Raw genomic sequence first — 12,961 nt, forward strand, 5'->3', positions numbered from 1 at the left:
TCGTTCACAGCAACGCCGTCGGGGTCACCCCGCGAACAAAGGCGGCGATCTGCACCAGGCGTCGCGCGGGAACTCGCACCGGTCGGATGTCCGACATCAGGCCGTGTAGTCCGGCGAGCGGATCGGCGGCGTTGATCCACTCCGCGACCAGCCTCGACGCACGGTCCCGCTCGTTGGGCGTGCCACCGGTCGATACCGAGAGCAGCAGCAGATCCTCGAAATCGGTGTCGAGAGAGTAGAAGTGCAGCCGCGCCGCCGCGGCCGCGGCCTCGACCGCCGCCGCGAGTCCGGTCTGATCGGTCAGCCCGATGATGTCGCCGAGTTCTTCGGCGGTGCCGATGCCGCCTCGATCGGTGAGCGCCCCGCAGAATTCAGCGACGATTCCGGTGTCTCGTGCGGGCGAAACCTGCGGAGTCGAAAACTTCGGGGACGAAAACTCCGGGGACAGCGGCTGTTCGGCTGTTGCGGCCGACGGCGGTGTGAGCGTCGACCGACTGTTCGCGAGTAGCGCGGGAGTGGGACGCGCGGGAGCGGAACGTGCGGGGGTGGGAGGCGCGGCGGTAGGAGGCGCGGTCGGGTCGGGTGTGGCGCGATCCCGCGTGTCGGGACGGTTGCTGTCGGCGAGCCACCGTTCCAGGACGGCCGCCATCTCCGCCAGGTCGGCGGTGGACACTTCCTCGGCGATCGACGCGAGGTAGGCATCCTGTGCGCCCGCCTCGTCGCGCGGGTTCTCGGAGGTTCCCGGCAGGTGGGCGATGAGCAGGATCGGCGGTGACGTCGCGTCGGGACGCATGATCCGGCCGAGCCGATGGGCCAGTTGGCGTTCGGTCCGCGTGGTCGCGAGGACCACTCCCACTCGGAGGTCCGGTATGGCGACGGCTTGGTCGAGAACGCGGGATTCGACGATCGCCGACAGGTCGCCGTCGCGCAGTCGCCGAACGATCTCGTCGCGCTCGGACGCGCTCACACCGGCGCCGACGCGCGCGGCTCGCATTCCCGACTCGGTGAGCGCCTGGACGACCTGGCCTGCCGAGGACGCCCGACCGGCGAACAGTACCGTGCGGGTTCGCGCGAGAGCGCGCACCGGCAGTTGCCTGACCAGCAGCATCTTCTGTTCGCAGTCGGCGAGGATCGCGTCGCGATCCATGACGGCGTCGAGATAGCGCGCGGCGATGCGCGCGCTCGGGCCGGTGGCGTCGGCCAGAAGTCTTGCGTACGCGTCGAATTCACGCCGCGACGACTCGGGTGCGCCGTAGGTGCCGACCAGGGTGTCGGTGGCGCGCGCCATCCGTTCGTCGATGTGCTGGAGGCGCTGCGTTTCCCGTTCCCCGAGCCGGACGGCGACCCGCAGGACGCGCACCCGCGGGAGGATCGCCTCGCGAACCGCCCTCGGGTGGTCGCAGCCGTTGATCACCGCACCGAAGTAGGGGTGCACCACGGTTTCGATGATGTCGTCGTGGCGCTCGGCGGTGGTGGCCAGGCCGAGTCGCCATTCGTAGTGGTCGAGCAGAAGTTTCGGGTAGGCGCCCGCGGCGTAGTCCTGTATTTCATCGACCACCAGCGCGGACGCGCGCGCGGATTCGGTGTCGGGGCGGAGCTGGGCGGCGGCTTTGGCCGTGACCACCAGCACCTCACCCCGCGTCGGCAGCGATTCGGTCGACCCGCCGAGCCCGCCGACCGCGCGACCGGGCAGTGTCGTGCGCGTGGTCGCGATCCAGTGCTCCAGACGTGCCGCATCGGGCACCACGACGACCACTCGGTGTCCGTGGGCGAGTGCTTCGGCGACGGCCGCGATGCCGAGGACGGTCTTGCCCGTGCCGCGGACCGCTTCGACCACCGCGCGGTGGTCGTTCCCGCTCCAGGTCCGCAACGCTTCGTCCTGCCACGCCCGCAACGGCGGCCCGGCGTATACCTCGGCGTCCGATGTACGCGCGGCATGAGAGGAATCGAACCAGGATCGCACCGTGGCTTCGGAATCCGCTCGCACGGCCCACACGGGCGGCTGGTCGTCGAACTGCTCGAAGATGTCCTGGCGCCGGTAGAGCGCGCTGTTGACCACCGACCGGGTGATCCGAGGATCGGCGAGCGCGTTCGCGATCTGGGCCGCCGAGCATTTCGGATGTGCCAGCAAGTGCTCGGCGATCCGAAGAATATCCGTCACGTGCGCGTTCACCTTCCCCCGCTGTCACCGCGTGATCGCGTGTAAGCGTATCGTCCGCATACCGGTTTCGAGTGGAACGGACCGAGGGAAACGATCCGTACCTGTCGGCCGATTGTCGATGCGATGATGGTGACCTTCGCCGCACGCGGCGCACGGTGGTCGAGTAGTTGCGGAGGGGGCTGCGTGGCGGAATCGTTCCTGGCCCGGCAGGCCGGAGATGAGGAATTCCGGCTGGCCGAGGCGCTGCGGTCGGTGAAATTGTTCGTCGAGACCGGCTTGGACGCCGACGAGATCGCCCGTGCCCAGGAATTGTTCGGCAGGCTGGCGCGCGAGCGGGCGCGGCGCTTCGGGATACGGTCGGTCATCGACCGGTATCCGGCGCTGACCTTGACGACTTTGATAGGCCACGCCGGACTGGCCTACGACCAGGGGAAGTACTGGGAAAGTTTCTGGGCGGTGGTCGATCTGACGCCGGAACCGGATTTCGAGGCGGCGCTGCGCACCCGGCTACGCGGCATGCTGCGCAAATTCGGAATGCGGGAATTCGATGATCTCGGCGCCCAGTACGTCCAGGTCTTGGCGGTGCACGCGGGTATTCCCGTGCACTGCCTGAACGATCTGGTCGAGGTGATCGAACAGCACATCGCGGCGGGACGCGATCGTGACGGTGCGGCGCTGTTCGAATGGCTCACCGAACCCGGCATGGGTTACCGGATGGGGTCGCTCGATGTCCCCGTGCGCAATTTCCTCCGGTTCGGTGGCGAGGTGGCCGTCGACATCGTGGACCGGATCATCGAATTCGCCGAATACACCGTCGAACACCCCGATTTCACCAACGACCTCGGTCTGGACACCTCGACCACGGGCCTTCCCGACGCGTTGCTCGACGCGCTCATCGATCGGCTCCAGGAGCGTCCTTTCGGTTCGGAGGCAAGGGTTTCCGGGCCCGCCGAAGCGCGCGGGCGGCGCCCTGCGGTGGCCTACAATCGGATCGACGACGAGATCGTGATCGAGGTTCCCTATCCGAGCACGGCGCCGGAAACCCCGTGGCTGGTGTCGTTCGACGGCGACACCGTTCAGGTGTACGCCGAGCGACCGTGGGGCCTGTCCGACACCCGACTCTGCCCGCCTACGTCGGTGCCCGTACCGCGCCGCGTCCGACACGTCCTGCTCACCCATCCCGGTTCGGGGGCCAGACACACGCTGCCGGTGGTGGACAAGGACGAACCCCTGCTGCTGTTCGACGAGTACGGTCGCGCACTGTCGCGGCACACGGCGTTGCCGCGCGGTGAGGTGATCGCGGTCCATCCCGGTGACGCCGAATTGCTCGATGCCGATCGCGGCGCCCGAATCGCCGCGACCTCCGAATGCGTTCCGGTGGGTTGGCGCGGCTGGGTGGCGCGGGTGTGCGCGCTCGACGACGTCGACGGTGTCGTCCTGCGCCGCGACGGTTCCACCGGTCCCGTCGTGCGCGCGGTGCGGGCGGTCGGCGCGGCGCGGCTGGAGCCTGCGACACCGCTGCCGGGGCTGAGTACGCGCAACGGTCTGCACGTCTACGCCGAGCGACCCACGGTGCTGCTGCCGCCCGCCACCGCCGCGTCCGTCGTATGGTGGGTGCGCACTCGGCGTGCCGGGACCGTGGACTGGCTCACCGACGAGGAATGGGAATCCTCGGACACCGAATCCTGCCTCGACCCGTTCGACGGGATCGAGTCCGGTCTGCTCGGGTTGTTCGACATCGTGGTCAGCGGCCCGCTCGGGTCCGATCTGCGGCATACCTTCTTCCTCGCCGAGGGTTTGGTCGTCGAGTACGACACGCCGTTCCGGGTGCCCGAACAGGACGGCATGTCGGAGTGCACCGCTGAACTTGTCGCGCTATCCCCGATGGCGGTGGACACCGAGAGGGTGCGATTCGACCGCTCGACGCGGGAAACCGAGGTGCGGGTCCGGTCTCGCGACCGGTCGGAGCGGTTGATACTGCGCCCGCCGCATGTCGAGTTGCGGGTCGACCCCGTGGGATCGGCCGCGCGGTGGCGCACCGCGGCGACGGTGCTGTCGGCCGAGGACATGACCGACGACGCTGTTGTGGCGGTGCGCGTACCCGGCGACGTCGAAGTCGATCTCGCCCTGGTCACGGCGACGGGGTCGGTCGCGCAGGTCGAGATCCCCGAGGTGCTGCGCGGCAACGTCTTCCAGGTCTCCACTCGCGTGTTCGCCGATACCGCGCGGGCGCTGCGCACGTCGACGCTGTCGGCGCGCGTCGACGTGGCGGCGGATGTCACTCGGCTGGTCAGCTTGGCGCGCATCCGCCCGACGCGGCTGTTCGCGGGCGTGCGCCTCGCGGGCTCGTCGCTGATCTTCGACGGATTGGCGGGACCGGAGATGGCGGCGTTCGTGTGGGCCGACACGGCGCCGTGGCGGCCGCCGGAGCAGGTCGCGATCTCGGATGGAACCGCCTGTCTACCTGCGGAATTGACCGGTGCGGGCCCGCTGACCGTTCAGGTGTTCGTCGATGATCCGTGGTCGGTGATCACGTCGCCCGCGCGGCCCGACGACACCGCGGTGCGGATGGAACAGCCGGGCTGGGTCGAGGACCCCGACCCCGCGCGCGCCCGCTTGTCCCGGTATCTCGCGGGGGCGGCGCCGCTGCCGCGTGACGGCATGGCGTTCGGTGCGATCTGGCCGGTTCTTGTGCGCGAGTTCGACGCGGCGCACGGGCGCGACCGGGTCGCCGACGGCCTGATCGAGGCGTTGTCCGTCGACCCGCGCGGCGCGGTGGAGGCATTGGCGGACAGCGCGATTCCGCAATCGGAGTTCCCGGCGTTGTTGATCCGCTCGGGACTCGTGGAGCGCGGCTTCGACTCCGTGGTGCGCGGTGAGCGGAACGCCCATCCGTGGCTCGGCTGCCTGATGGACATCGCGGATCTGCCGCTGCTGAAGCTGCGAACCTCGGCCGAGGCCGAACGCGCCGAAGTGGCGGGATATCTCGCGAGTCGCGGCGGCCCGTGGCTGACCGAACTGCTGTCCGGCAAGGTCGGCGACCCGCGGGTAGGCGTCCTCGACGCGAACACCTTGCGCATGACCGGGTTCGACGCGGTGCGCGTCGAAGAGCTGAAGTCGGCCTGCGAGATAATTCCCGGCGCGCTGCTCGACATCGACACCAGATTCTCGGCGGTGTTCGACGCTTTCGGACAGCGGCAGGCATGGCAGCGCGATCCCGCCCTCGGCATCCTGACGAAGGCATCGGCCCCGGCGTTGGCGCTGCTGCACCGGGCCGCGCCGTTTGTCTACGGTGTCGTCGCCGCGCGCAACGAGGTGCTCACCGGGGTCGACACGACCGAACATCCGTGGCTGCTCATGTCCCTGCAATCGCTGCTGATGGCCGTCTCGGCCCGGCTCGCGGCGCGTGGCGTGTTGTCGCGCCCGTTCTCGCCGGAGACCCGCGGGGCCTGGGCGCGGCTGGCCGAACTGTGTCCCGCCCTTGTGGCGACCGACCTGCTCATCGCCGACGCGCTCGCCTGCTACCACATCCACAACGACCTGATCGGAGTCACCGCGTGACCGACCGCCTCGATCCACTGGCCGCCGCCGCCGATATCGAGTCGAGCTACAAGCGCTACCTGAAAACGCTGATCGCGCCGCGTGATCCGGCGCTCGCTGCGGAATTCGATCATCGGATCGACGCGACCACCATGCTGACCAAGGGGCCACTGCTCGAACTCACGCCCCCTTACGAGCCCGGCGCCTCACTCGCCGATCTGATCGCCGAGGGGGTGTTGCATCCGGGATTCGCGGAGTTCGAATCCGAGAAGTTGTCGCTGGATCGTCCGCTCTACCGGCATCAGGAGACCGCGGTGCGCAAGGCGGTCGCGGGCCGCAACCTGGTCGTGAGTACCGGTACCGGTTCGGGAAAGACCGAGAGTTTCCTGTTGCCCATCTTCAACGCCCTGGTCGCCGAGAAGGCCGCTGGCACACTGGGACCCGGCGTGCGCGCGCTGCTGCTCTATCCGATGAACGCGCTGGCCAACGACCAGCTCGGCCGCTTGCGTGAGCTGTTGGCGAACTCACCCGAGATCACCTTCGGTCGCTACACGGGCGAGACCCGCCAGGATCGCCGCGATGCCGAAACCGTTTTCCGCGCGATGTATCCAGGCCGCGAACGCCTGCCCAATGAACTGCTCAGCCGAGACGAGATGCGGGACAGGCCGCCACATATCCTGCTGACCAACTACGCGATGCTCGAATACCTGTTGCTGCGTCCTCTCGACATCGAACTCTTCGACGGCGAATACCGGGACACCTGGCGTTTCATCGCCTTGGACGAAGCCCACGTCTACGACGGCGCTCAGGGCGGCGAGGTGGCGCTGTTGTTGCGCAGGCTCCGCGACCGGGTCGCAGGCTCGCGGTCGGTTCAGTGCATCGCGACCTCGGCGTCGTTGACGGGGACGGGCGAGGCGAATCAGGGCCGCGAGGCGACGGATTTCGCGCGCAAACTGTTCGACCAGGCGTTCGAGTTCGTCGCCGATGACCCGTCGCGTCAGGATCTGGTCACCGCGACGCGGTTGGGCAGCCGTGCCGAGTCGACCTGGACCATCACCGATGAGCAATTGCTTCGGCTGGCAGAGCCCGACGCCGATCCGGCCGAGCTGGCGACGCATTCGCCGATCGGCGATGTCGCGGACGCGCTGCACCGGGAAAAGCGGATCGCCGCTCTGAAATCGCAGGCCAACCGTAAACCGGTGGCGGTCTCGGAACTGGCCGAAAAACTGTGGCCGGACGACGAGTCGGCCGCGCGTAAGGTGGAGGCGCTGGTCGCGCTCGGCTCGAAGGTCTCCGACGACGCGGACCGACCGGTGCTGTCGGCTCGCTATCACCTGTTCGTCCGGTCCACCGAAGGCGCCTTCGTCTCCTTCGAAGCGGACGGCGCCCCCAAGGTGTTGCTGAGCAGGCATGAGATCGATCCAGACACCGGGCGCGCGGTATTCGAGTTCGGCGCCTGCCATCGCTGCGGAGCGGTGCATCTGGCGGGCGAGACGAGTGAGCAGGAAGGCAGGCGGGTGTTCCGGCCCGCCGCGAGTGAGAAGGCAGTGCGCTGGCTGGTGCTCACCGACGGCGACGCGGCGAGTGTGGTCGACGAGGACGAGGCCACGCTGTCCGAGGACAAGGAATCCGAGACCGCCGCGAGCGTGCGTATGTTGTGTACCGGATGCGGCGCGTACGGTGCTCCTGCGGTGTGCGCACTCGACTGTCCCGGCGGCGCGGTCAGGGCGGTGCGCGAGCATCAGAGCCCGCAACGTGTCATGAGCACCTGCACGGAATGCGGAGCCCGTGCGCGCCAGGTCATCCGGCGTCTGCACACCGATACCAATGCGGCGCCCGCGGTCATCACGACCGCGCTGTACCAGCACATCCCGACGGCCGACGACGCGACCGCGTTGCATGTCGGCGGCGGGCGAAAGTTGTTGATGTTCTCCGACTCTCGACAAGCGGCCGCCTTCGCCGCGCCGTATCTGGCGAGCACCTACGGAAGGCTGCTGCATCGGCGCTATCTGACCGAGGCGCTGAGCGATCCGAAGAACGCCGACGAGCCGCTGTCGGTGGAGGATCTCGCGGCCGCGGCGCGCGCGGTGGCGCGCGGTGGCGGTCACTTCGACGAACGCGCCACTCGCTCGACGATGTTACGCGAGGTCAATCCTTGGGTGATGGCCGAATTGATGTCGATGGATCAGCGCCAGTCGCTCGAGGGGCTCGGCTTGATGCGGGTGACGCTGTTCCGTCCACGCGGCGCGGCGGTCCCGAAGGGGTTCGCCGCGCTCGGGCTCTCCGAAGACGAGTTCTGGGCGCTGCTGGACGAATTGGTGCGAACGCTGCGCGTGCAGGGCGCGATGACGCTGCTCGACGACGTGGACATCAAGGCCGCGATCTTCGAACCCCGCAATGCCGAGATCCGGATCCGCACCCGGGATTCCGATCGCAATCGGCGCATCATCAGCTGGCTGCCCGCGGGCCGGGCGGGTACCACCAACAACCGAATCCTGCTCGTGCGCAAGGTGCTGTCGGCACTCGAGGCGTCGGCGCCTGCGGAGACCGTTCTGGAGAAATGCTGGGATTTCCTGCGGGACAACGGATATGTCGTGGCCCGAACCGACAAGGTCGCGGGGGTGATCTACCAGCTGGACCACGAGCAGTTGCGACTCGGCCGCGGCATGGACAGCGCCTGGTACCAGTGCTCGGCCTGCCGCAGGCTCACCACCAACGATATCCGCGGACTGTGCCCGCAGGGTGGCTGTGACGGCACCGTCTCGGAGTTCTCGGTGCCTGCGCCGGGCGAGGACACCAACCACTATCGCACCGTGTATCGCACGCTGGCGATGGCGCCGCTGAGCGCGCAGGAGCACACCGCGCAGTGGCAGGCCGGCGAGGCCGCCGGAATCCAACGCGATTTCGTGGACGGCAAGGTCAATGTGCTGTCGTGTTCGACCACCTTCGAACTCGGTGTCGACGTGGGTGAGTTGCAGTCGGTGATGCTGCGCAATATGCCGCCGAAGACCGCGAATTACGTCCAACGGGCAGGCCGCGCCGGTCGCCGGGTGAGCGCGGCGGCCCTGGTGGTGACCTACGCCAAACGCAGTTCGCACGATCTGTCGAAGTTCCAGCAGCCGGACTCCATGATCGCGGGCGAGATGCGAATTCCGTGGATTCCCATCGAGAACGACAGGATCGGCCGACGGCACGCGCATTCGATCGCGCTGGCGGCCTACTTCCGGCTCCGCTTCGATGCCGACAAGCTCCAATGGCGGCACGCGGGTGACTTCTTCACCCCGACACCGCAGGGCGGCGATTCGGCGGCCACCCAGGTGCGGGCCTTCCTGACGCCCGTGCCGGAGGCGATCCGCCGTTCGCTGCGTGCGGCGCTGCCCGCCGCCACCGCCGCCGCGATCGACGTGGACGGCGACGGCTGGGTGGCGCGGTTGTGCGCATTGCTCGAGGTGGCCGAACACGACATCGTCAGCGATATCGCCACCTTCGACGGTTTGATCGCGGAGGCGGTCGAGGCGGGCAAGTACGCGCTCGCCGACAGGTTGAAGCGCACGCTGCGCACCATTCGGGAACGCGCACTGCTCGGCTATCTGGCGAACAAGAACATTCTCCCGAAGTACGGATTCCCCGTCGACACCGTGGAATTGCGAACCCTGCACTGTGAGGGCACGATCGGCGACAAACTCGAACTGTCGCGCGATCTGAGCCAGGCGGTCTTCGATTACGCACCGGGCAATCAGGTGGTGGCGGGCGGCAAGGTGTGGACGTCGCGCGGGCTGCACAAGTTGCCCAAACGCGAATTGGAGGAACTGCAGTACCGGGTGTGCAAGGAATGCTCGTACTTCGAATGCGGCCATGTGCTCGACAGCACGGCGCTGTGCCCGAACTGCGACACCGCATTCGGCGCAGTCCGCCGATGTGTGCTGCCGGAGTTCGGCTTCGTCGCCGAACGTCGGCCCCAAGACGTGCGACCGGAGCCGCCGCAGCGTAGGTGGGGCGGCACGAGCTATGTCGAGCACACCGGCGATATCTCCGAGATGCCGCGCTGGACTCCCGCTCCTGGGCTCGAGGTGCGCGCGCGGGCCGGAACGCGGGCGCGGATGGCGGTTGTCAGCGACGGCGGTGGGGCCGGTTTCCAGCTCTGCCCGTGGTGCGGCTGGGCCGATGTCTACGCCGGGGGGACTTCGGTGGCGCGCGCCCACCAGCACCCGACCACCGGCACCCCGTGCAAGGGGCGGCCGACGGTCACCTCGCTGGCGCACCGCTACGAAACCGATGTCGCCGAATTCACCTTCCGTGGCTTCGACGCAGTCACGGCGTCGGATGAAAACTGGTTGTCGGTGCTGTACGCGCTGCTCGAGGGTGCTTCGCAGGCGCTGGAGATCAGCCGCGACGATATCGACGGCACCCTGTCCTGGAGCGCGGACGGACATCGCAGCCTGGTGCTGTTCGACACGGTGCCCGCGGGTGCGGGTGCGGCCAAACAGATCGCGACGGAATTCCGGAAGGTGGTCGAGACCGCCGCGAAACGGGTGAACTCCTGTGAATGCGGCAGGGAGACCTCGTGTTACGGATGTCTGCGGACATTCCGCAACGAACGTTTCCACGAAAAGTTGTCGCGCGATGGCGCGATGGCGGTCTTCGAGCGACTGGCCGTCCTCGACGAACCCGCCGACGCCGACCAGCCTCGCTGGGATCCCGTCGCCGTCCACAGTTCGGACGCGGTGCGCGCGCTGCTGGTCGAACTCGCCGCTCTCGGTGTGCCCGAACCCGAGATCGGTGTGGAGCAGGGCAGGCACTACTGGCCGGTGGAGATCAGCTGGCCGCACGCGAAGGTGGTGGTGGTCGAGGGCGAGCAGCCCGAACGCGACAGCGAACTGACCGCCGACGGGTTCCACGTCGTCGCCGTCGAGGACGCCGAGGCGGCACAGCTGCTGACTTTGCTCGTTCGACGGTGAACGCCTGCGGAACAGAGTTTTTCAGAGCTGTTCAGCGCAGCAGTTCCGAGCGCCCGCCCGACCAGGTGACCACCAGTTCGTCGCGGGCGCGACTGGCCGCGACATACAGCAGCGACCGCTCCCGCTGCCGGGCCTCGGCCATGTCCTCCTCGGGGATGTGGCGCAGCTGGGAACGCGACGGTACTCGGTCGCTGCCCGTGCGGGCGAGTATCGCGTAGCGGAACTCCATGCCCTTGGCGCGGTGCATCGTCAGCACTTGGACGTGGTCGGCGGTGGCCGGGTCGTCGTCGAGTACGGTCGCGGGGATGCCGCGTTGGACCAGTCCACGCGCGAGGATGTCCCGATCGGTTTTCGCTCTGGTGAGGACCGCGATATCGCCCGGCCGACTGTGCTCGGTCGCGAGCCAGCGCCCGATCCGCGCCTCGATGACGTCGAGTTCGTCGGCGGCGCTGTCGCATTCGACCAGAGTCGGTTCGGGGCCGAGCCGCGCGGAGGTGTATCCGGCCGTGGTGTCGTGGCCTTCCTCCAGATCGCGGTACTCGCCCCCTTCGAGCAGGCCGACCGCGAAACGCAGGTTTTGCGCGGTGGTCCGGTAGTTGAGGGTCAGCCTGCTGGAGCGGGCGCCGCGGATGTTGATGCCGAGCCTGCTCAGCACGACCGGCTGGCCGTAGATGCGTTGGTGCGGGTCCTCGGCGATGAACAGGTCGTCCGGGCCGTCGGCGACGAGTGCGCGCAGCAGCCGCCAATGGGAGGCGTGCAGGTCCTGTCCCTCGTCGACGACGACGTGGTCTGCGGGCTCCGGGTGTCCGGCGTCGGCGCGTAGGCGCAGGTGCGCGGCGGCGATGGCGACCGCCTCGGGATAGGTCAGCGACCCGTTGCGGGCCGCTTGCCTGCGGTATTCCTCGACCACACGCCAGATCTGCATGCGCTGGGTCCGTGAGACCCGCACTCCGCGCCCCGCGCGTGGCGCCCGCGCATACTCCTCGACGGTGGTGATCTCGTTGCCGAGCACCACGCTGACGTATTCCTGGGACAGGAAAGTCGGGTGGCGCAACCGCGCGTCGAGGCCGTCGCCCGCCGCCGCCGCGGCCTGTGCCCACCCGGCCTCGTTGCCGACCCGTTTGCGGCGGTGCGCGGAAAGGCCGGGCCCGAACACGGCGGCGTAGGCGGGCCCCTGATCGCCCTGCCGGACCGCGCCTGCCGCGAGCGAGTCGAGGCCGGACACGAAAACGCCCGGTGCGCCCAAGGAAGTCGCGATGCGCACGGTGGGGTCGAGCGCTTTCAGGTCGTCTTCCAGCCCGCTCGCCAGGGTCTTGTTGAACGTGGTGAGCACGATGCGCGCGAGCGGATCGCGTCGGGCCAGCGCGCGGGTGCGGTGCAAGAGTACGACCGTCTTCCCGGTGCCCGCGCCCCCGGACAGCCGGAACGGCCCGCGCTGATCCTTCTCCGCGAATCGGCGCTGATCAGGATGCAGGAAGGTGCGCCACGCCTTGAAGTCGCCTTCTTCGAGCACCCGACGCAGTTCGTCGTTGTCGTCGACCATGGTGAACTGCATCTTGGTCGCCGGATGCTCGAGCGCGGCGAGGATCTGTTCGTTCTCGTCGAGGTCGGTGTCGACCGGGGTGTCGGTGAAGGACAGGCCGGCCCGGACGTCCTCGATGCCGTGCCCCGCAGCCAAGCCGAGGAGCGCGGTCTGCTGCCAGCTGACCTCGGTGGACCTGGCCACCTCGGCGACGCTGTCCCGATCGGTGGCGGCCAGCGCGCGGGCGGCCGTCTCCGCGTCGAGGCCGAGCCGGTCGGTGAGGTCGGCGCCGGTGAGTCCGGCGCGAGTGAGGTGGCCATCCGGTGCTGCCGCGGCCATTCTGGCCAGGTCGCCGGTGGGATCGGGCACCACGGTCCGCTTCTTGCGGTCGCCGCGCCCGTCGAGTTGTCCGACGATGCCTTCGAGCACGCCGTTGACCGGATTCACCCGAAGCGTCGACTGTTCGGCGAGTTCGGTGGCCGTGTGGTGCGGCCAAGTGCCGAGGTAGATGTAGGTGGCGTCGCCGAATTTGTCGTCGACCCGGAACATGACGGCCCGATGCTCGGCATCGATGTGGCCGACGCGCACCCGGTGGTCGGTCGCGCCATCGATACCGGTGATGTGCGCGCTCGCCGCCGCGTGGTCGGCGCGCACGCTCTCGAAGAACCGGTAGACCTTGTCGGTGACGGCGCCGTCGAGTTTCGGCATGGATCTGCTGTTGGTCGCCAACACGACGGTCGCCGTTCCCATGGTGCTGTGTCCTTCCGCGCCGCGTCGGGG

General features: G+C 68.5%; 4 protein-coding genes. 2 read left to right on the forward strand and 2 right to left on the reverse strand.

The annotated features are described in order from the left end of the window. Positions 1 to 4: 4 nt before the first annotated feature. Positions 5 to 2,161, reverse strand: a complete 2,157-nt coding sequence (locus IT779_RS23955; protein WP_196151645.1) for a DEAD/DEAH box helicase — start codon at positions 2,159 to 2,161, stop codon at positions 5 to 7. Positions 2,162 to 2,344: 183 nt separating this feature from the next. On the opposite strand from IT779_RS23955, the gene IT779_RS37970 reads away from it, so the two are divergent. Together IT779_RS37970 and IT779_RS23965 are read left to right on the forward strand one after the other, a co-directional pair. After that, complete coding sequence (locus tag IT779_RS37970; RefSeq protein ID WP_196151646.1) at positions 2,345 to 5,722, forward strand: hypothetical protein; 3,378 nt, start codon at positions 2,345 to 2,347, stop codon at positions 5,720 to 5,722. Continuing rightward, the gene (locus IT779_RS23965) at positions 5,719 to 10,659 is read left to right on the forward strand and encodes a DEAD/DEAH box helicase (protein WP_196151647.1); all 4,941 of its coding nucleotides are present in this window, start codon (positions 5,719 to 5,721) and stop codon (positions 10,657 to 10,659) included. Before IT779_RS37970 ends, IT779_RS23965 begins: the two co-directional genes overlap by 4 nt. A gap of 31 nt (positions 10,660 to 10,690) precedes the next feature. Here the strand turns inward: IT779_RS23965 and IT779_RS23970 are convergent, their stop codons facing one another. After that, complete coding sequence (locus IT779_RS23970; protein WP_196151648.1) at positions 10,691 to 12,931, reverse strand: 3'-5' exonuclease; 2,241 nt, start codon at positions 12,929 to 12,931, stop codon at positions 10,691 to 10,693. Positions 12,932 to 12,961 lie beyond the last annotated feature (30 nt).

The organism is Nocardia bovistercoris (genome assembly GCF_015674855.1).
Lineage (GTDB): Bacteria > Actinomycetota > Actinomycetes > Mycobacteriales > Mycobacteriaceae > Nocardia > Nocardia bovistercoris.